This window comes from Pseudomonas sp. L5B5 (assembly GCF_020520285.1).
In the GTDB taxonomy this organism is placed as follows: Bacteria; Pseudomonadota; Gammaproteobacteria; order Pseudomonadales; family Pseudomonadaceae; genus Aquipseudomonas.
In genome coordinates, this window is record NZ_CP084742.1 from 3,010,074 (window position 1) to 3,031,953 (window position 21,880).

Sequence of the window (21,880 nt, forward strand, 5' to 3'; positions counted from 1 at the left end):
CAAAACTAGCACACGGACGGGGAAATATCCGCCTCTACCTAGCCATTTGGTCAGCTTTATTGCTCTAAATCGGTAAAAAACTGCATAAGCCTCCAGGACAAGCCGTTCATCGCCCGGCAAACCGCGCCAAATCCAATGGGTGCGGTACACTGGGCACTTTTTCGGGGAGTCCGCCCTCCCCCTTCAATCAGCCGAGAAGCCCATGCCGATCCGTCATTGCATCGTCCACCTGATCGACAAGAAACCCGACGGCAGCCCCGCCGTCCTGCACGCCCGCGACTCGGAGCTGGCAGAGTCCGCGGCCATCGAAAACATGCTCGCCGACCTCAATGAAAGCTATAACGCCAAACAGGGCAAAGCCTGGGGCCTGTTTCATCCCGAATCCGGTGCCTTCCCCTTCAGTGGCTGGTTGAAGGAATACCTGGATGGCGCCCAGGATTTCACCGCTTTCAGCCGGGTAGCGGTGGAACACCTGCAGAAGCTGATGGAAGAGTCCAACCTGTCGGTGGGTGGACACGTGCTGTTCGCCCACTATCAACAGGGCATGACCGACTACCTGGCCATCGCCCTGCTGCACCACAGCGAAGGCGTGGCGGTGACCGACCAGCTGGACGTGACCCCTTCCCGGCACCTGGACCTGGGCCAACTGCACCTGGCGGCGCGGATCAACGTCTCCGAATGGCAGAACAACAAGCAGTCCAAGCAGTACATCTCCTTCATCAAGGGCAAGAACGGCAAGAAGGTCTCGGAGTACTTCCGCGATTTCATCGGCTGCCAGGAGGGCGTCGACGGCCCCGGCGAGACCCGCACCCTGCTCAAGGCCTTTAGTGATTTCGTCGAAAGCGAAGACCTGCCGGAGGACTCGGCCCGGGAGAAGACCAAGACCCTGGTGGACTACGCCAGCAGCCAGGCCAAGCTCGGCGAGCCGATGGGCCTTGAAGAACTCTCGGAACTGATCGACGAAGACCGTCCCAAGGCGTTCTACGACCATATCCGCAACAAGGACTATGGCCTGTCGCCGGAAATCCCGGCAGACAAGCGCACCCTCAACCAGTTCCGCCGCTTCACCGGGCGCGCCGAAGGCCTGTCCATCAGCTTCGAAGCCCACCTGCTGGGCTCCAAGATCGAGTACGACGAAGAGGCCGGGACCCTGATCATCAAGGGCCTGCCTACCCAACTGACTGACCAGCTCAAGCGCCGCAACTGATGCTCCAGGGGGTCTTGAAGAAGTTCCTGCTGATTCTGCTGGTGGTCGTGATCTACCAGCACTGGGGCAAGATCGAGCGCCTGTTCGATCCTGCTGCGGCGATTTCCGAGACCACCCGCAGCCAGGCCCGAGTGGTGCTGTACGCCACCGACTGGTGCGGCTACTGCAAGGCCACCCGGCGATTTCTCGACCAGAAGGGCATCCCCTTCCAGGAGTTCGATATCGAGAAAGACGCCGCGGCACGCCAGGCCTATACCGCCCTGGGCGGTGCCGGGATTCCGATCCTGGACGTGAACGGCACCCTGATCCGCACCTACGATCCCGAAGCCATCATGGCCGCCCTGCCCAGGTAGCGGCCACCGGCGCAGGTCACTGGGCCTGGAGGCCGAATCCCAGGCGCGGAAAGTGCACATGCACCACGCCGGCACGTGGGTCCTCGCGGCGCAGAATCAACTCCTCGCTCCCGGCAAACAGCAACTCCCCGGCCACCGGGTCGACCCCATAGTCGGTCGCGGCAATCACCACCAGCTGGCCTGCCTTGAAACCGTTGGGATCAACGAACGCCTCCTGGGGCAGCGGTGCCGGAGTTGCACTGCGCGCAACCTCCAGGGCCTCCTCTGCACTCATCTCGCTGCAGGCACCGTGGCCAAAGCCCAGTACCCGAGCCAGCCAGGCGGCCACAGCCGGGTAGTCGTCCACCAGCGGCGCAGTCACCGGGGTGCCCTTGAGGAACCACAGGGGGTGGGCCATGGCGATGTCGGCGATCGACGGCTGGCCAAACAGGAAGTCCCCCGGCTCGCGCTGCAACTGCTGCTCCAGGCGTGCCATGAAGGTCGGCCACTGGTGCTTGGCCTGCTCCAGCGGCACCCGGCGGGCACTGCCGCCACTGAACAGCCCGGCACGGTCGGCCATGAACGCCTTGACCGCCTCCGGCGGCAGCTTGCCAAAGCGCACCGCAGCCGATTCAGGCTGGAACACCAGGGTCACCGCATGCTGGAACACCGTCGAATCGGCCCAGGCAGCGAAGGTTGCGCTGGTCAGCTCCTGGCCTTCGGGAAACAGCGCGGGGCTGGCTTTTTCCTGCTCCAGGCGTCGGGCAATCATTGCCGTGTCGCAATAGATATCGGCACCGATCTGCAGGACCGGGGTCTTGCGATAGCCGCCTGTCAATGCGGTCAGGTCGGGCTTGGGCATCACCGGGGCGATCTTCACCGAGCGCCAGGACAGGCCCTTGAAGCCCAGCAGCAAGCGGGCTTTCTCCGCAAAGGGTGAGGTGGAGTAGTGATGAAGGATCAGCTCTGACATACCAGGCTCCGCCATGAGAAAAAGAGACTTGAGCTTAGCGCGCAATCGGCAGGCAGCCTACCGGCCCGGCCTGATGACCCGCCATCAGTCAGGCTGATGGTAGTGATACTGCACTCGCCACCAGGCACTCCTTGGCGCTCTTCTTGAGCTTCTTGATCAGGCGCTCCTGGCGCAAGGCCTCGCTCCTGTCGCGGCAAGCCTCGGTATACACCAGCGCGACGGCCGGGCTGGAAAGAAAGAACCGCGCACCCTTGCCACTCTGGTGCTTGGCAAAACGTCGTTGCGGGTCGTCGCTGATACCGCAGTACAAGGCACCATTGGCCGCTCGCACCAGGTAGACGAACCAGGGTTTGCTGGCTGGCACCGACACGGCGCTGGAGGACAAGGCAGGACTGGTCACGAAAGGTATCGGGCTTGTGGATGACAAGCCGCGATCTTAGCAGAGGATGGCTTTCAGCGACCGTTCTGGAATGCCTTCAGGCCCTTGCGTGCCTGGGTGCGAACGGCATTCTTCACCAGTGGCGTCCAGCCCAGCAGCAGGCCCTTGGCCCCCAGGGCCTGGCGCGCCCAGCGCCACATGGAGAAATGATCGTGGTGTTCGCAGATCTTGCCGTCGCGAAACACGAAACGCGCCTGGATATCATTGACCACCGTGTTGCCGGTCTGGCTGAACAGGTAGGTGGCCACCCAGCGCGCACTGCCACTGCGCTCGTCGGCGCGCACCTGGTCGAAGGTCAGGGAAAAGTCCTTGGCCCGCGAGACCAGCATGCGCCACATGTCACCGGCCTCACGCCCACGCAACTCGCCGAACGCAGGATCGCTGAACACCACGTCCTCGGTATAGCAGGCGCTCATGGCCTCGGCATCCAGGCGCTGGAAGGCCTGGTAGAACTCGCTGATCAGGGCGCGATGGGCATCACTCATGAAAGGACTCCGCAAGGGTGGACAGTGCCAGCACGATAATCCGCAACCTGCTGGAACACTACCGGCATTTACCGTGCAAATACCGGTAGTGAGCCCCTTCAGATCCTTTCGCTCTGTACTTGCACGTACAGCGCGCGACCGGCGCCCAGGCCCGCGATGATCGCACCGCCCCCCAGCACCGCGAAGATCCAGCCCACCGCGTTCCAGCCACCGGTCCAGTCGTGCACCAGGCCTACCGCGAACGGCCCCATGGATGCCAGGGTGTAACCGATCCCCTGAGCCATACTCGACAGGTTGGCCGCCACGTGGGTATCGCGCGAGCGCAGCACGATCAGGGTCAGGGCCAGGCTGAACGTGCCACCCTGCCCCAGGCCCAGCAGGATCGCCCAGCCCCACAGGCCATCCAGCGGCGCGTACAGGCAACCGAACAGGCCACCCAGGGTCATCAGCATGACGATCACGATGGCCAGGCGCTGGTCCCTGCCCCGAGTCGCCAGCCAGGGGGCGGCCAGGGAACTGACCAGTTGCACGATCACCGAGCCCGACAGCACCAGGCCCGCCTGGGTCGGGCTCAGCCCGCGGCCGATCAGGATCGACGGCAGCCAGCCGAACACGATATAGGCCAGGGAAGACTGCAGGCCCATGTACAGGGTCACCTGCCAGGCCAGGCGATCACGCAGCAAACCACGGACGCGAAAGGCCACATGATGGGCACCGTGCTTCTGCCCGACCTGGGGCAGCCAGAACAGCCCCGCTACCAGCGCCGGCACCACCCAGAAACCCAGGCCCATGGCCCAGCTCTCGCCGAGGGCATGGCTCAGGGGCACGCTGGCCCCGGCCGCCATGGCGGCCCCCAGGCACAGGGCCATGGTGTAGACCCCGGTCATGGTCCCGGCGTGGCGAGCGAAATCGCGCTTGACGATACCCGGCAGCAGCACGCCGATCACACCGATGCTGGCCCCCGCCAGGATGCTCCCGGCAAACAGCCCGGACTCACCGAAGGAACTGCGCAGCACAATGCCCAGGGCCAGGGTCAGCAAGATCCCCAGCACCACCCGCTCGGCGCCGAAACGCCGGGCCAGTATGGGAGCCAGTGGTGCGAACAACCCCAGGCACAACACCGGCAAGGTGGTCAGCAGGCCGGCCTTGGCTGCGGACAAGCCCAAGTGCTGCGACACGTCACTGAGCAGTGGCGCCATGCTCGACAACGCAGGGCGCAGGTTCAGGGCCACCAGGATCAACCCCAGCAGCAACAGCCAGGGCCGATGCAACGCAGGAGGCGCCTGTTGCACTTCTTCGTCGTCGGCCTCGGCGTCGATCAGCAGTTCCGGGGGCGGTGTGGTGTGGGCAGGTGCCTGGTGGTTGGACATGGTCGATCTCGGCTTCAGGATTCGTTGATCAGCTGGAGGGAAATGCGCTTGGCCCTCTCGGGGTCGCCTTGCTCGATGGCATCGAGCAAATGCTGGTGCAGGTCGAAGACGTCCTGGCGGCCCGGGCTGAGGGTCAGGGTCTGGCGCAACTGGGCCCCGACCACGCTGGAGAAATAGCGGTACAGCTGGCTGAGGGTCGGATTGTGCGCGGCATCCACCAGACGTTGGTGAAACACCAGGTCGCAGGCGATGTAGCACTCCAGGTCGCCATGGAAGTGGCCGCCGCTGTCACGCAGGGCGACCTTCAGCTCTTGCAGGTCCTGTTCGGTGCGGCGCAGCGCCGCCAGGCCGACCGCTTCCACTTCGAGGATCTGCCGGGTTTCCCGCGCCTGCTCCAGGGAGCACTGCGCCAAGGCCTGGAGCATGTCCAGGGGATCGGCGACGGCCCGCAGGTAGCTACCGTCGCCCTGACGGATCTCGATCAACCCGGAAAAGGCCAGGACCCGCATCGCCTCGCGCACGGTGTTGCGGCTGATCCCCAGTTCGGCAGCCAGTTCCGGCTCGGTGGGCAGGCGCTGGCCGATCGTCCAGGCGCCCTGGGTGATTCGCAGGCGCAGTTGCTCCAGGGCCTGGTCGACCAGGGAGCGCTTGATCAAAGGGGACATTTCACTCATGGCATTCACTCATATCATCCAATCATTGGATGAATTATCCGACATGGTATTCAGGGTTTTCTCGGAGTTCAACGCTTTAAGTCTGGGACTGGCACTTTTGCCTTCATCAGCGCCTTGACAAAAAACCCTCAAGGAGAGGGAAACATGAAACGACAATGCTCCAGTTGTGGTGCCCCGAACGGCATGCACCCGTTCAGCCAGCGCAGCGAGACCATCGACTTCCGGCACATGGTGCACGAACTCCAGGACTTGTCTGGTTGGGAATGCCAGGTATGCGGTGAAGCCGAGTTCGATGCACAGAGTGCAGAGCGTCATGCCAAGGCCGGTGACCAATTGATCGCAGACTACCGACAGATCGTGGCGCAACAGATGAAACGCATTCGCCGCAAACTGCACTTGTCGCAGAAAGAAGCGGTCAAGCTGCTTTCCGGCGGCGGGCACAATGCGTTTTCCCGCTACGAGCGCGCGGAGGTCAGCCCGCCGCAACCGCTGTACCTGCTGATGCGCCTGCTGGATCATCAGCCACAGTTGATGGAGCTGATACGCGAACTGAGCCAGCCCGAAGCGGTCCCGCCAGCTCAGGACGTCGGATCGCCCGCAGCACTGCAAGCGACAGGCAATTGAAGCACCAGGTCGTGGGGCCGGGTGCTTTCCTCGCCGAGTCCGAATAAACCGGACATGGCAGCAACCAACTGTCCCCAGGTCGGCCCCAGCCTGTTAGTGTTACCCCAGCAACCGGTGGCCCTGGCCGCCTAGGATGAGGCCAGCCCGATGTCCCGGCAGCGAGCAATGTCCCGCGCCTTGCCTGGCTCCACCCTCACCGATCAACTTGCCGCGCCCCTGGATCATGCCTCCGGCGACGCGCACGCACCCCATTGGAGCAACCATGACCCAGCCCCTGATTCTTCAGCCCAGCAAGCCCGCGGATGCCTGTGTGATCTGGCTTCACGGCCTGGGAGCCGATCGCTACGACTTCCTGCCCGTGGCCGAGGCGCTGCAGGAAACCCTGCTGAGTACCCGCTTCGTGCTGCCCCAGGCGCCAACCCGTGCAGTGACCATCAATGGTGGTTATGCCATGCCCAGCTGGTACGACATCCTGGCCATGAACCCGGCCCGTGCCATCAGCCGCGAACAGCTCGAAGAGTCGGCCGACGAGGTCATCCGCCTGATCGAGGAACAACGAACCAGCGGCATCGATGCCTCGCGCATCTTCCTCGCCGGATTCTCCCAGGGCGGCGCGGTGGTGCTGCATACCGCCTTCCTCAAATGGCAAGGCCCATTGGGAGGCGTGCTTGCACTGTCCACCTATGCCCCGACGTTCAGCGACGAGCTGCAGCTGTCGGCCAGCCAGCAACGGATCCCGGTGCTGGCGCTGCACGGCCAGTACGACGAAGTGGTGCAGAACGCCATGGGCCGCACCGCTTATGAACATCTCAAGCAACGCGACGTCAACGTGACCTGGCGGGAATACCCGATGGAACATGAGGTGCTGCCCGAGGAAATACGCGACATCGGCACCTGGCTGAGCGAGCGCTTGCGCTAGAAAAACCACCTGCCGCGCCCCCTGCGAGCAACAGACTACGCCGCGCCCGATTCTTGCATTACACTGGCCGGCGTACATTCCTTAACCAATTGATGAGATGACCGTGCTCAAAGCACTCAAGAAAATCTTCGGTAAAAGCGAGGCTGAGCCGCTCGCGCCAAGCCCCAGTGCCCCCTCCCCCAGTTCCAGCAGCCGCATCGACGGCCGTCAGGCACCACGGAATGCACCCGCTACCGCAGCTAAAAAAGAACCGGTGAACACACCGGCCGCCCCCGCCGCTCCCAAAGCACCACGCCAGGAGAAGCCCAGGGCCGAGCAAGCCAAACCTGAACAACCACGTCGCCCACGCGCGCCGAAACCGCCGGTCAGCACCTGGAAACTCGAAGACTTCGTGGTCGAGCCCCAGGAAGGCAAGACCCGCTTCCATGACTTCAAGCTCTCGCCGGAACTGATGCACGCCATCCAGGACCTGGGCTTTCCTTATTGCACGCCGATCCAGGCCCAGGTGCTGGGCTTCACCCTGGCGGGCAAGGACGCCATCGGCCGCGCCCAGACCGGTACCGGCAAGACCGCGGCATTCCTGGTCTCGATCATCACCCAGTTGCTGCAGACCCCGCCGCCCAAGGAACGCTACATGGGCGAACCGCGGGCCCTGATCATCGCCCCGACCCGGGAGCTGGTGGTGCAGATCGCCAAGGACGCCGCGGCACTGACCAAGTACACCGGCCTGAACGTGATGACCTTCGTCGGCGGCATGGATTTCGACAAGCAGCTCAAGCAGCTCGAAGCGCGCCATTGCGACATTCTGGTGGCCACTCCCGGTCGCCTGCTGGACTTCAACCAGCGCGGTGACGTGCACCTGGACATGGTCGAGGTGATGGTGCTGGACGAAGCCGACCGCATGCTCGACATGGGCTTCATCCCCCAGGTGCGGCAGATCATTCGCCAGACCCCGCCCAAGAGCGAACGCCAGACCCTGCTGTTCTCCGCAACCTTCACCGAAGATGTGATGAACCTGGCCAAGCAATGGACCACCGACCCTGCGATCGTCGAGATCGAGGCCGAGAACGTCGCCAACGCCAACGTCGAGCAGCACATCTATGCCGTGGCCGGCGCCGACAAGTACAAGCTGCTGTACAACCTGGTGAACGACAATGGCTGGGAGCGGGTGATGGTCTTCGCCAACCGCAAGGACGAAGTCCGACGCATCGAGGAACGCCTGGTGCGCGATGGCGTCAACGCCGCCCAGCTGTCCGGCGATGTGCCACAGCACAAGCGAATCAAGACCCTGGAAGGCTTCCGCGAAGGCAAGATCCGGGTCCTGGTGGCCACTGACGTGGCCGGCCGCGGCATCCACATCGACGGCATCAGCCACGTGATCAACTTCACCCTGCCGGAAGTCCCGGACGACTACGTGCACCGTATCGGCCGCACTGGCCGGGCCGGCGCCGACGGCGTGTCCATCAGCTTCGCCGGTGAAGACGACTCCTACCAGTTGCCGGCGATCGAAGAACTGCTGGGCCGCAAGATCAGTTGCGAAATGCCGCCCACCGAGCTGCTGCGCGCCGTGGAGCGCAAGCGCCCTCAAGCCTGAGTCCAAGCGGACCTGGCCAAGCAAAGACGCAGCCCTGGGGCTGCGTTTTTTTTCGCCTGGATATTGCTCGATTAAACTAAAAGTCCATAATGGACAAATAAGTTTATAAAAACGGAGCCCTCGCATGTCCAGCATGCCTTTCGTGATTGCCCAGCCCCAGGCCCGCCAGTTGCTCGAACAACTCGACGTGCCCCAGATCCTGCGCAAGCTGTTCCGTGACCTGGCCGCCGGGCTGGCCGTGCAACCGCCGCAACAGCTGGTGGAATTCCCCCAGGGCGCCGGGGACTTCATCAACTTCCAGGGCGTGCTGGCCGAAGACCGGGTCTACGGGGTCAAGACCTCTCCCTACATCGTGCGTACCCAAGGCCCGCTAGTCACCGCCTGGACCCTGCTGATGTCCATGGATAGCGGCCAGCCCCTGTTGCTGTGCGACGCCGCAGAACTGACCATCGCTCGTACCGCAGCCACCACCGCAGTGGCCGTCGATGCCCTGGCCGGCCCTAGCGTCCGGCGCCTGACGATTATCGGCAGCGGCCCGGTGGCCCTGGCCCACCTGCACTACATCAAGGACCTACGCCCCTGGCAGGACATCCGCCTGCACTCCCCCAGCCTGGCGCAGCGGTCTGCTGCAGAGCGCGCGCGCCTGCAAGCCCTCGACCCGCGCCTGGCGCTCGTCGACCAGTGCGAGGCGGCCCTGGAGCAAGCGGACGTGATCCTGCTTTGCACCTCGTCCGCCGGGCCGGTGATCGATCCGCGCAAGCTCGAGCGGCCCGCGCTGATCACCTCCATCAGCACCAATGCACCACGGGCCCACGAAGTGCCGCCCGCCGCCTTGCCGGAGATGCAGGTGTACTGCGACTATCGCCGCACCACTCCGGGCGCGGCCGGCGACATGCTGATCGCCAGCCAGCAGCACGGCTGGGACAGTGGGGCGATTGTCGGTGACCTGCCGGAACTGCTCAGTGGCCAGGCCCAACTGCCCAGCGGCGAGCGCCACGTGTTCTTCCGCTCCATCGGCCTGGGCCTGGAAGACATCGCCCTGGCTAACGCCCTGTACCACTTGCGCCGCCAGCAATAAGCACCTGTCACCTGTATTTTTCCGGAGTTTCGAATGATCGAGACAGACTTCATCATCATTGGCGCCGGTATCGCCGGGGCTTCCACCGGTTACTGGCTGTCGCGCCATGGCCGGGTCGTAGTGCTGGAGCGCGAATCCCATCCGGGTTATCACTCCACCGGCCGCTCCGCCGCCCTCTACACCGCCGCCTATGGCACGCCGCAAGTACGTGCCCTGACCGTGGCCAGCCGCGCGTTCTTCGACCAGCCGCCCGAGGGCTTCTGCGAGCATCCATTGCTGACTCCACGGGGCGAGATGACCGTCGACTTCGTCAACGACCCCGCCGAGTTGCAGCGCCAGTACCTGAGTGCCAAGGCCAGCGTGCCGCAGATGCAACTGCTCGATGCCGACGAAGCCTGCGCCCGCCTGCCGATTCTGCGTCGCGACAAGGTCCACGGTGCCCTCTACGACCCCACCGCCAGCGATATCGACACCGACGCCCTGCACCAGGGTTACCTGCGCGGCCTTCGTCGCAACCAGGGCCAGTTGCACACCGACTGTGAAGTCATCGGGCTGGAACGTGACGCCCAGGGCACCTGGCTGATACGCACCAGCGGCCAGAGCTTCAGCGCACCCGTGGTGATCAACGCCGCCGGCGCCTGGGCCGACCAGATCGGCAGCCTGGCCGGAGCCCGACCGCTGGGGCTGCAGCCAAAGCGCCGGGCGGCATTCATCTTCGCCGGCCCACAGGACCAGGACTGCCAACACTGGCCGATGCTGGTCAGCCTGGACGAATCCTTCTACCTGAAACCCGACGCGGGCATGTTCCTCGGCTCGCCGGCCAACGCCGACCCGGTGCAGCCCCACGATGTGCAACCCGAAGAACTGGACATCGCCCTGGGCATCCACCGGATCGAGGAAGCCACGACCCTGAGCATCCGCCGCCCGACCCGGACCTGGGCCGGCCTGCGCAGCTTCGTCAGCGATGGCGACCTGCTGGCCGGGTTCGATCCGCAAGTGCCAGGGCTGTTCTGGGTCGCCGGCCAAGGCGGCTACGGTATCCAGACCTCGCCGGCGATGGGCCAGGCCAGCGCCGCCCTGGTCCGTGGCGCCGGCCTGCCACGGGAACTGGCAGCCTTCGGCCTTGACGCTGCCATGCTCTCTCCGGCTCGCCTGGGCTGATGCCCCGGGATGACGCGCCCGGACGATTGCGGCACACTCCCAGCGCCCGCCAGCGGCGGGCGCCGAAGCCGCCAGGAGTACCACCCATGACCACACCCGCAAAGGATCCTGCCCTGGACAATTTCCGGGCGATCGCCGACGCCATTGCCACCCTGTTCTTCCCCCACGCCGAAGTGGTACTCCACGACCTGCGCACCCAGAAGATCGACTACATCGCCAACAACCTGTCCAAACGCGAAGTGGGCGACGACGCGGCCCTGGAAGACATGCTCAGTGGCGACAGCGATGAACGGAACATCGGCCCCTACGAAAAACTCAACTGGGACGGACAGAAGATCCGCAGCCTGAGCACCGTGCTGCGCGACGCCAAAGGCCAGCCACTGGCGGTGCTGTGCATCAACCTGAATATCTCGCTGTTCGAGAATGCCAAGGCCGCGCTGGATCTGTTCCTGTCTCCAAGCAAGCTGATCCCCCAGCCCGACTCACTGTTTCGCGATGACTGGCAGGAGCGGATCAACACCTTCCTGCACAACTGGCTGCGCGAGCGCCAGCTGGGCCTGAACCTGCTGACCCGCGACCACAAGCGCGAACTGGTGCTGGCGTTGCACGCCGAAGGCGCCTTCAAGGGCAAGAGCGCCGCCAACTATGTGGCCAACGTGCTGAACATGGGCCGCGCTACGGTGTACAAGCACCTCAAGGAACTCAAGGAGCAGTGATCCTTGGCGAGCGACCGCCCCAGGGTGCGATCGCTCGCCAACGTCCCCGGATCAATCGCCGTAGATGTCCGACTTGAAATACTTGGCCTGGATCTTCTGGTACTCGCCATTGGCGCGGATGCCTTCGATGGCCTTGTTCAGCGCGCCCACCAGTTGCTCGTTGCCCTTGCGCACGGCAATCCCGGCTCCCTCGCCGACGTACTGCGGGTCCTTGAGCTCCGGGCCGACAAAGGCATAGTCGGCACCGCGCGGCATCGACAGGAAATCCTCCAGCGGGATGGTGTCGGCGAAGATCGCGTCCAGCCGCCCGGCTGCCAGGTCCATGTAGATCTCTTCGTTGTTGCTATAGCGCGTCACCTTGATGCCCTTGGGCTCCAGGACCTCGGTGGCGTAGCGATCGGTGGTGGTGGAACGCTGCACACCGATGGCCTTGCCCTTGAGGCTCTGGTACTGGTCATCCACCACCGCGCCTTTCTTCATCACCAGGCGCGAGGAGGTGAAGTAGTACCTGTGGGTGAAATCCACCGACTTGCGGCGCTCGGCGGTGATGGTCATGGACGACAGCGCGGCATCGATCTTCTTCACCTTCAACGATGGGATCAGCCCGTCGAACTCTCCCTCGATCCACTCGCACTTGACTTGCATTTGCGCGCACAGGGCATTGCCGATGTCGTAGTCGAAGCCACCGATCTTGCCTTCGGCAGTCTTGAAGGCGAACGGTGGATACGCGGCCTCGATCCCCAGGCGCAGGGTCTTCTCGGCGGCCGACAGCGAGGTGCACGCCAACAGGCCCAGGACCAGGCCACTGATGAGGGGAAGTCTTTTCATGTTCGTTCTCTCGCGAATTGTTGTTGGTCTGGCAGAAAGAAGAGGTGGAACGGACGACGCTATTATGTACTTACGAATCCATACTGGACTTTAATGTACATATCGTCAACGGGGTGCAACGACGCCCATCCCCGACGGTCGACGGGAACATACGTCATGCGTTGCAGGCTCTGACAGCGGTGCGAGCGTGCACCGGGAAGGGGTCGGCGGATCAGCCTTTCCAGCGCTCGGCCGCCGCCTGGTCACTGTGCCGGCCCTCGACCCAGCGCGGGCCATCGACGGTCTGTTCTTTTTTCCAGAACGGTGCACGGGTCTTGAGATAGTCCATGACAAAGGCACAAGCATCGAAGGCCGCCTGGCGATGGGCACTGGCCGCGGCGACGAAGACAATCGGCTCGCCCGGGGCCAGGGCACCGATGCGGTGCAGGATCTCCAGCTTGAGCAGCGGCCAGCGCTGCCCGGCCTCCTCGGCGATCTTGCCCAGGGCCTTCTCGGTCATGCCCGGGTAGTGCTCCAGGAACATCCCGTGCACCTCCTGGCCGTCGTTGAAATCACGCACGTAGCCGACAAAGCTCACCACGGCCCCGACGCCGACATGGGCCGCGTGCATGGCATTGAGTTCGGCGCCGGGGTCGAATGCCGCGTCCTGTACCCGAATGCCCATGTCAGCCTCCGGTCACGGCGGGAAAGAACGCCACTTCATCACCATCGACCAGGGGCTCGTCCAGCGGGCACAACTCTTCGTTGCGCGCGCACATCAGGTTCTGCTCGCCCAGCACCGGGGCGCCCACGCCCTGCAGCAGGTGCTGGCGCACATCCTCGATGCTACGGAACTCGCCTTCGACCTGGGTCTCGTCCAGGCCGATGGCCTCGCGATAACGGGCAAAGAACTTCACCTTGATCTTCATGCCGGCTCCGCCTGGTAGTGGCCGCTCTTGCCGCCGAGTTTCTCCAGCACCCGCACGCCCTCGATGGTCATGCCCCGGTCCACGGCCTTGCACATGTCGTAGATGGTCAGCGCGGCGACGCTGGCGGCGGTCAGCGCTTCCATTTCCACCCCGGTCTGCCCCGAGAGCTTGCAGCGCGCCACGATGTGCACGCTGTCCTCGCCTTCGGCGCTGAGTTCGACCTTGACGCTGGTGAGCATCAACGGATGGCACAGGGGAATCAGGTCGCTGGTCTTTTTCGCCGCCTGGATCCCGGCGATCCGCGCCACGGCGAACACATCGCCCTTGGGATGACCGCCGCTGACGATCATCTGCAAGGTTTGCGGGAGCATGCGCACCCGGGCTTCGGCGGTCGCTTCGCGAAACGTCACGGCCTTGTCGGTGACGTCGACCATATTGGCGCGCCCTTGGGAATCGAGATGAGTCAGCACGGCGTTACTCCTGATCAGGTGGGGCGATTGTAAACCCGCAGGTCAGTTTTCCGCACGGGACATTCTGCCGCCGCAGGGCCGCCTCGGGCAGGTGATCGACCCGGCGAATGCCCCACATCAGAACAACGAATTGGAGTCGGCGCAGGCCCCCACGTACAAGGTCTGCCAACGACACAGAGGAAATCACGCCATGACCTTGTTCATCCCGATCCTGCTCAGCCTGCTCGCCGGTTTCGCCGTGCCCCTGCAGGCCGGAACCAACGCCCGGCTGGGCAGCCTGCTGGGGCACCCGTTGTGGGCCACTGGCATCTCGCTGCTGGTGAGCCTGCTGGCCCTGGGCGTGTTGCTGCTGTTCATCAAGGTGCCCCGGCCCAACCTGCTGGCCGCCGCCCAAGGCCCCTGGTGGATCTGGCTGGGCGGGCTGGCCGGGGTGCTCTACATCACCGTGGCGCTGCTGATGGCGCCGCGCCTGGGAGCGCTCAACTTCATCATGGCGGTGATCATCGGCCAGTTGCTGATCTCGCTGATCATCGACTACTTCGGCCTGGTGGGCCTGCCGCAAAAAGACATCAGCCTGCAGAAACTCTTCGGCGTACTGGTGGTGATCGGCGGCTTCGTGATCACCGTCCGCGGCTGAACGCCCTCACGACCCGGCCACGCTGGCCAGGCGAATCTGCTCGCGCAGCCAGGTGTGGGCCGGGTCGTCAGCGGAACGCCCATGCCAGACCTGGACGAAATTGAACGCCGGTACCTGCATCGGCGGCGTCAGGCGCACCAGCCCATCGTCCAGCGACAACTCATCCAGGGTGCGACTGGCCACCGTGAGGATCAGGTCGGTGCCACGGATCATCCCCGGCGCCGTGCCCCAATGGGGCACGCTGACCACGATCTGCCGCTGCAAGCCCTGGTCGCGCAGGCGATGATCGACTTCGCCGTTGAAACAGCCGTCCATCGACACCTGCAGGTGCGGCCGCGCCAGGTACTGCGCCAGGTCCAGAGACCCGGCGGGGCCCAGGGTGGCGCGGTCCAGCAGGCAGGTGAAGGTCTCCTCGAACAGCACCTCCTTGACCACCTCCTCCGACAGGTCGGGAAACACCCCCAGGGCCAGGTCGAGCTTGCCCTGTACCACTTGCTCGAACATCTCGTGGCGGCTGCCCTGGGTCACCACCAGGCGCATCAGCGGAGCTTCACGGCGCAGGCGTACCAACAGCCGGGGCAGCACGATCGCCGCGCCGTAGTCGGACATCGCCAGGTGGAAGATGCGCTGGGAAACGGCCGGATCGAAGTCGATGGACTTGCCCAGCAGCGTCTCGATCTGGCTGAGGATTTCCTTGAGCGGCGCTTGCAGGCTGCGGGCCAGCGGGCTGAGCAACACATCGTTGCCTTGGCGGATCAACAATGGGTCATCCAGCAACGAGCGCAACTTGCCCAGGGAATGGCTGATGGCCGGCTGGCTCAGGTGCAGGCGTTCACCGGTGCGGGTCACGTGCTTCTCCGTCAGCAGTGCATCGAGCACCACCAACAGGTTCAGGTCGATATTGCGCAGGGAGACGGTGGCCATCCAGGCGTTCCAGGTTCACGGCGGGAACGCAGGATACTCCATGGCCCGGGGGCGGATGCAAAACGGGCGGCCCGAAGGCCGCCCGTGGCAGGTGCTCGATGGCGTTACAAATGGCTTTCGGCGTATTCGGCCAGGATCGAGCGCGGCACCCCTTGCAGGGTGATGTGCACGCCGTTGGGGAAGTCCTTGAAGCGCTCGGTGAGGTAGGTCAGCCCGGAGCTGGTGGCCGACAGGTAGGGGGTATCGATCTGTGCCAGGTTACCCAGGCACACCACTTTGGAACCGGCGCCGGCACGGGTGATGATGGTCTTCATCTGGTGCGGGGTGAGGTTCTGGCATTCGTCGATCAGGATCAGGCTCTGCTGGAAGCTGCGACCACGGATGTAGTTCAGGGATTTGAACTGCAGCGGCACCTTGCTGAGGATGTAGTCGACGCTGCCATGGGTGCTCTCGTCATCCATGTGCAAGGCCTCGAGGTTGTCGGTGATCGCGCCGAGCCAGGGCTCCATCTTCTCCGCCTCGGTGCCCGGCAGGAAGCCGATCTCCTGGTCCAGCCCCTGCACGCTGCGGGTGGCGATGATGCGCCGGTAGCGCTTGCTGACCATGGTCTGCTCGATGGCGGCTGCCAGGGCCAGGATGGTCTTGCCCGAGCCGGCGGCCCCGGACAGGTTGACCAGGTGGATGTCCGGGTCGAGCAATGCATAAAGCGCCAGGCCCTGGTAGATGTCCCGCGGTTTCAGGCCCCAGGCTTCCTGGTGCAACAGGGGCTCCTGATGCAGGTCGAGGATCAGCAGCACATCGGCACGGATTTCCTTGATCCAGCCGACAAAGCCCTGTTCGTCGATGATGAATTCATTGATGTGCACCGCCGGCAGGTTGTCGATCAACTGCACCTGGTGCCAGGTCCGACCATGATCCTGGCGAGTCTCGACCTTGCTCACCCGGTCCCAGAACGAGCCGCTCATGTTGTGGAAGCCGTTGGGCAGCAGCTCCACGTCGTCGACCAGCTGGTCGGTGCTGTAGTCCTCGGCGGCGATCCCGCAGGCACGCGCCTTGAGGCGCATGTTGATGTCCTTGGTCACCAGCACCACGGACAAGTCCTTGTGGCGCGCGTGCAGATCGACCAACTGGTTGATGATGATGTTGTCGTTGAGGTTGTCCGGCAGCAGGCTATTGGGCTCGTTGCGCTTGCCCATCAGGATCGACAGCAACCCCTTGGGTTCGCCCTTGCCACGCTGGATCGGCACCCCCAGCTCGACATCCTCGGGAGAAGCCTCGCCAAGGGTCTTGTCGATCAGGCGGATGGCCTGGCGGCACTCGGCAGCCACGCTGTGATGCCCACTCTTGAGCTTGTCCAGCTCCTCCAGGACGGTCATCGGGATCACGACATGGTGTTCTTCGAAGTTCAGCAGGGCATTGGGATCGTGAATCAATACATTGGTATCGAGTACGTAAAGGATTGGCTGGTTGGAGGAAGGGCTACGTCCGCGGTCATCCATACTCGGTCACCTTATGTGGGAGCCAGTCGACGCAATACCATCGGGTATCGCGCCTCGAAGGACCACCGAAATCCATCCATCCGGGTTGGAGGTGAGCCGCACACAAGGAGTCTTGGGAGACGCCACCTGTGTTGCAGGTTTCGGCGGTCTGACTTCGTAATACTCCAAAAAGCGTGACAGGAAAAAGCACTTTGAAGCTTTTTTGATGTTTATTTTTCAGAGTGACGAATAGCCCTTGGCGCGCGGGGCGCACGCCGTTAAAGTCGGAAGTCCGCCTGCATCGAAATTCCCTCCAGATTCGCCCTGTTCCCGCCGTTTTCCCCCGTCAACTCCCGTATTTGCGGGCATTTTGCGTTTTTTTCAGCGAAACGCCTGCTGACAATCCTCCCAGCCGATTCCGCTTTGCGCGGTCTGAGCCAGCAACCACGGCAAACTGCCCTTGACCCCATCCTGCTTGGCATTGAAGGCAATCACCCCGCGCCGCCACAACAGCATCAGGGTCAGTACCCGCTGGCCGCTGTCCTCGGCCTTGAGCTTGCCGGCGCCGTCCTGGGCATCGATGTCCCACAACGCCACCTGCATGCCCTGGGCATTGAAGAACGCCTGGGCATCGGCCCGCCGCTGCCCCATGGGGGGACGAAACAGCGGCACGTAGTTTTCCGGCAACTTGCCCTTGACCAGGTCGGCACTGCGCTGGATCGAGTACTGCCAATCCTGCCAATGGCTATGGGAACGGAACTCCCATCCCTGGACCCCGACACACTGCTGCGAATACAGCGCCTGCAGGCTCGCCACCGAAGCCTGGTCGAGGCGGTTCTGGATATCGTTGCCCAGGACGAAGAAAGTACCGTTGAGGTTGGACTTGCGCAGGTATTCGGTGAGCCAGGCCGTATTGTCCGGGGCCAGGTTGGCGGCGCTGTCGAAGCTCAGCAGGAACATCCGGTCATTGAGCTCCTCGCCATTGCGCTCATGCTCGCCCAGGCGCAGCACCTCGCTGCTGGTCTGCGGGGTCAGGGCAGCCTTGCGCAGCAGTTCGTCCAGGTAGCGCTCATGGAAGGTCCGGCTCGGCTCGCCCCACCGGGCGTAATAGGAGTCCTCGCCCAGCTGGAACTTGCCGGCCTGCTTGCGCAGTTGCTGCATGTTTTCCACCAGGAAACAGAAGGAAGCGTCCTGGTCGCAGCTCTGCTGGGCGAAGTTGTAGTTCTCCAGCAGGCGTTTCCACAGGTGCTCGCGCAACTCGTCGATCGCCGCCACATTGATCATTCGCAGGCCAAGACGTTGCTTCAGGGACGCCTCATCCCAGGCTTCACTGACCAGCAAGGCGCGAGCGAAGGTCAGGATCTCGGCCCGCGAGGCGACGTCGAACAGGGTCGGGCTGTCGAGTTTTTCCGGCCAGGTGCTGCGGTCCAGGGTCGCCACATCATTGGGCGCCGCCAGCACGCTGAAACTCAAAAGCCAGGCCGAGAAGAGAAACGCGATACGCAAAAGGGATGCCTCCAGAACAGAACCCGCGCGGCACTATAGCCGATCTGCCGGGCACCCAAGGCATCCCCGTGGCAAGCTCGCTCGCCACATCCACTATCCATCGCCGAGCAACCGTGGCGAGGGAGCTTGCTCCCGCTGGAGTGCGCAGCACCCCCAACAAGGTCCTCGCGGTATTGCTGATACATCTGTATCGGGGCCGCTTCGCGACCCAGCGCGAGCAAGCTCGTTCGCCACATCCACTATCCATCGCCGAGCAACCGTGGCGAGGGAGCTTGCTCCCGCTGGAGTGCGCAGCACTCCCAACAAGGCCCTCGCGGTATTGCTGATGCATCTGTATCGGGGCCGCTTCGCGACCCAGCGCGAGCAAGCTCGCTCGCCACATCCACTATCCATCGCCGAGCAACCGTGGCGAGGGAGCTTGCTCCCGCTGGAGTGCGCAGCACTCCCAACAAGGCCCTCGCGGTATTGCTGATACATCTGTATCGGGGCCGCTTCGCGACCCAGCGCGAGCAAGCTCGTTCGTCACATCCTCCCACCCTCGCCACAACCCAGAAGCCGCCATGCGTCAGCTATTGCCTCGATAGGTGGAGTCCAGGCGCCCCACCCCCTAGAATCCCCCGACGCCAAAAGGAGACGACCCCATGCTGATGGTGATTTCACCCGCCAAGACCCTCGATTACGAAACACCGCCGGTCACCCAGCGCTTTACCCAGCCGCAATACCTCGACCACTCCCAGGAACTGATCCAACAACTGCGGGAACTGACCCCGGCGCAGATCAGTGAACTGATGCACGTCTCCGACAAGATCGGTGGCCTCAATGCCGCGCGGTTCGGCAGCTGGACCCCGGCCTTCAGCCCGGCCAATGCCAAGCAGGCCCTGCTGGCCTTCAAGGGCGACGTCTACACCGGGCTCAACGCCGAATCCCTCAGCGAAGCGGATTTCGACTATGCCCAGCAGCACCTGCGCATGCTCTCCGGCCTTTATGGCCTATTGCGCCCCCTGGACTTGATGCAGCCCTATCGCCTGGAAATGGGCACCAAGCTGGCCAATGCCCGGGGCAAGGACCTATACGCCTTCTGGGGCACTCGCATCAGCGAGTGGCTGAACGAGGCCCTGGCCGAACAAGGCGACGACCTGCTGCTGAACCTGGCGTCCAACGAGTACTTCTCGGCGGTCAAGCGCACGGCCCTCAAGGCGCGGATCATCAATACCGAGTTCAAGGACCTGAAGAACGGCCAATACAAGATCATCAGCTTCTACGCCAAGAAGGCCCGGGGCATGATGAGCCGCTTCGTGCTCCAGGAGCGCATCAACGACCCGGCCCAGCTCAGGCAATTCGACGTCCAGGGCTATCGTTTCAGCGCCGAACAATCCAAGGCCGACAACCTGGTGTTCCTGCGCGACCACGCACCGGAATAAAGCGTTCCCCTGCCGCGCTCGTTTTCATGGCGAGCGCGCCAGAATGTGATCATCTGCACATTCTCCCGCCAAATAACGTCAACTTTATGGCGCCATAAAACCTTCATATAATTTCATGACTTTTCTTTCACTCGACATGAGTGATTTTTTTCAGTAGTGGCACCACTTTTTTTATTCGGTAGTGGCACAAAAATATCCCACCGCTTTATCTCCCCATAACTAAAGGCTCAAACCGTTAGTGCTATCAATTTGAGAGCAGTGCCATCTTTTTCGGTATTTCAAGAAATTTCAGAAAACAGGATGAGTGGGTTGGAACTATGCCTCCAGAGACCGCTCATACCACCGGTAACGATTCTTAACGACGCTGTACGAGATGACTTACACGGAACTGAAAACAACTAACGAAGTTTCGGAGCTGACTAACCAAACAAGTCAGACACATTAACCAGTCAATAAACCACAGGAGATAAGTCGACCCACTATCCCCTAGCAAGCCAAGGAACAGCTGGCCTTCAAGGCCTCCCAGCAGCACATGGAGAGCCCGTACTACGTGGCATCCAGCCATCAACTGGAACATCGATGGCCATTCGGGAGCCCTGCAGCAGGAGCCGCCGGCGCCATTCAAGGGCACATCAGAACAACAAGGATTGGTTGCGCACAACTTGAGTGCATTTATTTAGTCACTCGGAACTTAGTCTGCCTGCACACGACATTACAGCGTTCTTTGCTGTACTTCCGAGTGCGCGAAAACAGCTGGCAAACATTAACTCCGGCCATCTAATGGCGTGAATAACACAGAGGTAAATGCGATGCGCATCAGCATATTCGGTTTGGGTTACGTCGGCGCAGTCTGTGCCGGTTGCCTGTCTGCACGGGGCCATGAAGTGGTTGGCGTGGATATCTCCAAAGACAAGATCGACCTGATCAACGCCGGCAAATCGCCGATCGTCGAACCGGGCCTGGGTGAACTTCTGGAACAGGGCATCCGCACTGCCCGCCTGCGCGGTACCACCAACTTCGCCGAGGCCATCCGCGATACCGACCTGTCGATGATCTGTGTCGGTACCCCGAGCAAGAAGAACGGCGACCTGGAGTTGGACTACATCGAATCGGTATGCCGCGAAATCGGTTTTGTCCTGCGCGACAAGGCCACCCGTCACACCGTGGTGGTGCGCAGCACCGTCCTGCCGGGCACGGTGAAGAACGTGGTGATCCCGATCCTCGAAGACTGCTCGGGCAAGAAGGCCGGGGTGGATTTCGGCGTAGCGGTGAACCCCGAGTTCCTGCGTGAAAGCACCGCCATCAAGGACTACGACTTCCCGCCCATGACCGTGATCGGCCAGCTCGACCCGGCCTCCGGCGACGTCCTGCAAGCACTCTACGAAGAACTCGACGCCCCGATCATCCGCAAGGACATCGAAGTGGCCGAGATGATCAAGTACACCTGCAACGTCTGGCACGCCACCAAGGTCACTTTCGCCAACGAGATCGGCAACATCGCCAAGGCGGTGGGCGTCGATGGCCGCGATGTGATGGACGTGGTCTGCCAGGACAAGACCCTCAACTTGTCCCAGTACTACATGCGCCCGGGCTTCGCCTTCGGCGGCTCGTGCCTGCCCAAGGACGTGCGTGCCCTGACCTACCGTGCCGGCTCCCTGGACGTGCAGGCGCCGCTGCTCAACTCGCTGATGCGCAGCAACGAGTCCCAGGTGCAGAACGCCTTCGACATCGTCTCCAGCCACGACAAGCGCAAGGTCGCCCTGCTGGGCCTTAGCTTCAAGGCCGGCACCGACGACCTGCGCGAGAGCCCGCTGGTGGAGCTGGCGGAAATGCTCATCGGCAAGGGCTTCGACCTGAGTATCTACGACAGCAACGTCGAATATGCCCGGGTTCACGGCGCCAACAAGGACTACATCGAATCGAAGATTCCCCACGTCTCGTCCCTGCTCAACTCGGACTTCGACGCGGTGATCGACAACTCCGACGTGATCATCCTCGGCAACCGTGACGAGAAGTTCCGCGCCCTGGCCCAGGACGTGCCCCACGGCAAGCAGGTCATCGACCTGGTGGGCTTCATGTCCAAGGCCACCTGCAGCAAAGGCCGTACCGAAGGCATCTGCTGGTAAAGCAGCGGCA

Annotated in this window: 23 protein-coding genes; 11 read left to right on the forward strand and 12 right to left on the reverse strand. The window is 63.0% G+C overall.

Annotated features, from left to right (window positions below; translation table 11 throughout):
• The first annotated feature begins 202 nt into the window (after positions 1–202).
• Together yejK and LGQ10_RS13825 are read left to right on the forward strand one after the other, a co-directional pair.
• Entirely contained in the window at positions 203–1,207 is a 1,005-nt protein-coding gene (gene yejK / locus LGQ10_RS13820; RefSeq protein WP_226525866.1) for a nucleoid-associated protein YejK, read from the forward strand.
• On the forward strand, positions 1,207–1,560 hold the full coding sequence (locus LGQ10_RS13825; protein ID WP_058436469.1) for a glutaredoxin family protein: 354 nt from the start codon (positions 1,207–1,209) through the stop codon (positions 1,558–1,560). Before yejK ends, LGQ10_RS13825 begins: the two co-directional genes overlap by 1 nt.
• Before the next feature lie 16 nt (positions 1,561–1,576).
• Here the strand turns inward: LGQ10_RS13825 and LGQ10_RS13830 are convergent, their stop codons facing one another.
• The 5 genes from LGQ10_RS13830 to LGQ10_RS13850 form a co-directional block, all read right to left on the reverse strand.
• Complete coding sequence (locus tag LGQ10_RS13830; protein ID WP_226525867.1) at positions 1,577–2,512, reverse strand: glutathione S-transferase family protein; 936 nt, start codon at positions 2,510–2,512, stop codon at positions 1,577–1,579.
• An 88-nt stretch (positions 2,513–2,600) separates the two neighbouring features.
• Positions 2,601–2,912: a GIY-YIG nuclease family protein gene (locus LGQ10_RS13835; RefSeq protein WP_058436471.1), complete on the reverse strand. Its 312-nt coding sequence runs from the start codon at positions 2,910–2,912 to the stop codon at positions 2,601–2,603.
• A gap of 53 nt (positions 2,913–2,965) precedes the next feature.
• Entirely contained in the window at positions 2,966–3,436 is a 471-nt protein-coding gene (locus tag LGQ10_RS13840; RefSeq protein WP_226525868.1) for a nuclear transport factor 2 family protein, read from the reverse strand.
• Positions 3,437–3,534: 98 nt separating this feature from the next.
• Complete coding sequence (locus tag LGQ10_RS13845; protein WP_226525869.1) at positions 3,535–4,806, reverse strand: CynX/NimT family MFS transporter; 1,272 nt, start codon at positions 4,804–4,806, stop codon at positions 3,535–3,537.
• A 14-nt stretch (positions 4,807–4,820) separates the two neighbouring features.
• Entirely contained in the window at positions 4,821–5,480 is a 660-nt protein-coding gene (locus LGQ10_RS13850) for a FadR/GntR family transcriptional regulator (RefSeq protein ID WP_226525870.1), read from the reverse strand.
• A 144-nt stretch (positions 5,481–5,624) separates the two neighbouring features.
• On the opposite strand from LGQ10_RS13850, the gene LGQ10_RS13855 reads away from it, so the two are divergent.
• The 6 genes from LGQ10_RS13855 to LGQ10_RS13880 all read left to right on the forward strand — a co-directional run bounded on the left by LGQ10_RS13855 (position 5,625) and on the right by LGQ10_RS13880 (position 11,572).
• A complete protein-coding gene (locus tag LGQ10_RS13855) occupies positions 5,625–6,104 on the forward strand; it encodes a type II toxin-antitoxin system MqsA family antitoxin (RefSeq protein WP_226525871.1) in 480 nt (159 codons plus the stop codon).
• 262 nt (positions 6,105–6,366) lie between these two features.
• Positions 6,367–7,023 carry an alpha/beta hydrolase gene (locus LGQ10_RS13860; RefSeq protein ID WP_058436476.1) on the forward strand — a complete coding sequence of 219 codons (657 nt, stop codon included), beginning with the start codon at positions 6,367–6,369 and terminating at the stop codon, positions 7,021–7,023.
• Positions 7,024–7,120: 97 nt separating this feature from the next.
• Entirely contained in the window at positions 7,121–8,617 is a 1,497-nt protein-coding gene (rhlB, locus tag LGQ10_RS13865; protein ID WP_058436477.1) for an ATP-dependent RNA helicase RhlB, read from the forward strand.
• Between the two features lie 124 nt (positions 8,618–8,741).
• Positions 8,742–9,695 (forward strand): ornithine cyclodeaminase family protein, encoded by a 954-nt coding sequence (locus tag LGQ10_RS13870; protein ID WP_226525872.1) that lies wholly within the window; start codon positions 8,742–8,744, stop codon positions 9,693–9,695.
• Between the two features lie 33 nt (positions 9,696–9,728).
• On the forward strand, positions 9,729–10,856 hold the full coding sequence (locus tag LGQ10_RS13875; RefSeq protein WP_226525873.1) for an NAD(P)/FAD-dependent oxidoreductase: 1,128 nt from the start codon (positions 9,729–9,731) through the stop codon (positions 10,854–10,856).
• Positions 10,857–10,942: 86 nt separating this feature from the next.
• A complete protein-coding gene (locus LGQ10_RS13880) occupies positions 10,943–11,572 on the forward strand; it encodes a transcriptional regulator (RefSeq protein WP_226525874.1) in 630 nt (209 codons plus the stop codon).
• 51 nt (positions 11,573–11,623) lie between these two features.
• On the opposite strand, the gene LGQ10_RS13885 is transcribed toward LGQ10_RS13880, so the two are convergent.
• The 4 genes from LGQ10_RS13885 to moaC all read right to left on the reverse strand — a co-directional run bounded on the left by LGQ10_RS13885 (position 11,624) and on the right by moaC (position 13,778).
• Positions 11,624–12,400, reverse strand: coding sequence for an ABC transporter substrate-binding protein (locus LGQ10_RS13885; RefSeq protein WP_226525875.1), 777 nt, complete (start codon positions 12,398–12,400; stop codon positions 11,624–11,626).
• Positions 12,401–12,611: 211 nt separating this feature from the next.
• Entirely contained in the window at positions 12,612–13,064 is a 453-nt protein-coding gene (moaE, locus tag LGQ10_RS13890) for a molybdopterin synthase catalytic subunit MoaE (protein ID WP_226525876.1), read from the reverse strand.
• 1 nt (position 13,065) lies between these two features.
• Positions 13,066–13,308, reverse strand: a complete 243-nt coding sequence (locus LGQ10_RS13895; RefSeq protein ID WP_226525877.1) for a MoaD/ThiS family protein — start codon at positions 13,306–13,308, stop codon at positions 13,066–13,068.
• Positions 13,305–13,778 carry a cyclic pyranopterin monophosphate synthase MoaC gene (moaC, locus tag LGQ10_RS13900; protein WP_226525878.1) on the reverse strand — a complete coding sequence of 158 codons (474 nt, stop codon included), beginning with the start codon at positions 13,776–13,778 and terminating at the stop codon, positions 13,305–13,307. Before moaC ends, LGQ10_RS13895 begins: the two co-directional genes overlap by 4 nt.
• 190 nt (positions 13,779–13,968) lie before the next feature.
• On the opposite strand from moaC, the gene LGQ10_RS13905 reads away from it, so the two are divergent.
• The gene (locus tag LGQ10_RS13905) at positions 13,969–14,415 is read left to right on the forward strand and encodes a DMT family transporter (RefSeq protein WP_226525879.1); all 447 of its coding nucleotides are present in this window, start codon (positions 13,969–13,971) and stop codon (positions 14,413–14,415) included.
• 6 nt (positions 14,416–14,421) lie between these two features.
• Here the strand turns inward: LGQ10_RS13905 and LGQ10_RS13910 are convergent, their stop codons facing one another.
• The 3 genes from LGQ10_RS13910 to LGQ10_RS13920 all read right to left on the reverse strand — a co-directional run bounded on the left by LGQ10_RS13910 (position 14,422) and on the right by LGQ10_RS13920 (position 18,323).
• Positions 14,422–15,339 (reverse strand): LysR substrate-binding domain-containing protein, encoded by a 918-nt coding sequence (locus tag LGQ10_RS13910; RefSeq protein ID WP_058435323.1) that lies wholly within the window; start codon positions 15,337–15,339, stop codon positions 14,422–14,424.
• A gap of 104 nt (positions 15,340–15,443) precedes the next feature.
• Positions 15,444–16,838 carry a PhoH family protein gene (locus tag LGQ10_RS13915; protein WP_058435324.1) on the reverse strand — a complete coding sequence of 465 codons (1,395 nt, stop codon included), beginning with the start codon at positions 16,836–16,838 and terminating at the stop codon, positions 15,444–15,446.
• 360 nt (positions 16,839–17,198) lie between these two features.
• Positions 17,199–18,323 (reverse strand): polysaccharide deacetylase family protein, encoded by a 1,125-nt coding sequence (locus LGQ10_RS13920; RefSeq protein WP_226525880.1) that lies wholly within the window; start codon positions 18,321–18,323, stop codon positions 17,199–17,201.
• Positions 18,324–18,964: 641 nt separating this feature from the next.
• Between LGQ10_RS13920 and yaaA the strand changes: the two genes are divergently transcribed.
• On the forward strand, positions 18,965–19,744 hold the full coding sequence (gene yaaA / locus LGQ10_RS13925; RefSeq protein WP_226525881.1) for a peroxide stress protein YaaA: 780 nt from the start codon (positions 18,965–18,967) through the stop codon (positions 19,742–19,744).
• 809 nt (positions 19,745–20,553) lie between these two features.
• On the forward strand, positions 20,554–21,870 hold the full coding sequence (locus LGQ10_RS13930) for a nucleotide sugar dehydrogenase (protein ID WP_058437988.1): 1,317 nt from the start codon (positions 20,554–20,556) through the stop codon (positions 21,868–21,870).
• Positions 21,871–21,880: the final 10 nt, after the last annotated feature.

Coding starts and splice junctions, on each gene's coding strand:
- LGQ10_RS13880 (WP_226525874.1), top strand. CDS start 10,943: ATGACCACACCCGCAAAGGATCCTGCCCTGGACAATTTCCGGGCGATC.
- LGQ10_RS13915 (WP_058435324.1), bottom strand. CDS start 16,838: ATGGATGACCGCGGACGTAGCCCTTCCTCCAACCAGCCAATCCTTTAC.
- yaaA (WP_226525881.1), top strand. CDS start 18,965: ATGCTGATGGTGATTTCACCCGCCAAGACCCTCGATTACGAAACACCG.
- yejK (WP_226525866.1), top strand. CDS start 203: ATGCCGATCCGTCATTGCATCGTCCACCTGATCGACAAGAAACCCGAC.
- rhlB (WP_058436477.1), top strand. CDS start 7,121: ATGACCGTGCTCAAAGCACTCAAGAAAATCTTCGGTAAAAGCGAGGCT.
- LGQ10_RS13830 (WP_226525867.1), bottom strand. CDS start 2,512: ATGTCAGAGCTGATCCTTCATCACTACTCCACCTCACCCTTTGCGGAG.
- LGQ10_RS13845 (WP_226525869.1), bottom strand. CDS start 4,806: ATGTCCAACCACCAGGCACCTGCCCACACCACACCGCCCCCGGAACTG.
- LGQ10_RS13855 (WP_226525871.1), top strand. CDS start 5,625: ATGAAACGACAATGCTCCAGTTGTGGTGCCCCGAACGGCATGCACCCG.
- LGQ10_RS13895 (WP_226525877.1), bottom strand. CDS start 13,308: ATGAAGATCAAGGTGAAGTTCTTTGCCCGTTATCGCGAGGCCATCGGC.
- LGQ10_RS13875 (WP_226525873.1), top strand. CDS start 9,729: ATGATCGAGACAGACTTCATCATCATTGGCGCCGGTATCGCCGGGGCT.
- LGQ10_RS13870 (WP_226525872.1), top strand. CDS start 8,742: ATGTCCAGCATGCCTTTCGTGATTGCCCAGCCCCAGGCCCGCCAGTTG.
- LGQ10_RS13910 (WP_058435323.1), bottom strand. CDS start 15,339: ATGGCCACCGTCTCCCTGCGCAATATCGACCTGAACCTGTTGGTGGTG.
- moaE (WP_226525876.1), bottom strand. CDS start 13,064: ATGGGCATTCGGGTACAGGACGCGGCATTCGACCCCGGCGCCGAACTC.
- LGQ10_RS13905 (WP_226525879.1), top strand. CDS start 13,969: ATGACCTTGTTCATCCCGATCCTGCTCAGCCTGCTCGCCGGTTTCGCC.
- LGQ10_RS13825 (WP_058436469.1), top strand. CDS start 1,207: ATGCTCCAGGGGGTCTTGAAGAAGTTCCTGCTGATTCTGCTGGTGGTC.
- LGQ10_RS13850 (WP_226525870.1), bottom strand. CDS start 5,480: ATGAGTGAAATGTCCCCTTTGATCAAGCGCTCCCTGGTCGACCAGGCC.
- LGQ10_RS13885 (WP_226525875.1), bottom strand. CDS start 12,400: ATGAAAAGACTTCCCCTCATCAGTGGCCTGGTCCTGGGCCTGTTGGCG.
- LGQ10_RS13840 (WP_226525868.1), bottom strand. CDS start 3,436: ATGAGTGATGCCCATCGCGCCCTGATCAGCGAGTTCTACCAGGCCTTC.
- LGQ10_RS13930 (WP_058437988.1), top strand. CDS start 20,554: ATGCGCATCAGCATATTCGGTTTGGGTTACGTCGGCGCAGTCTGTGCC.
- LGQ10_RS13860 (WP_058436476.1), top strand. CDS start 6,367: ATGACCCAGCCCCTGATTCTTCAGCCCAGCAAGCCCGCGGATGCCTGT.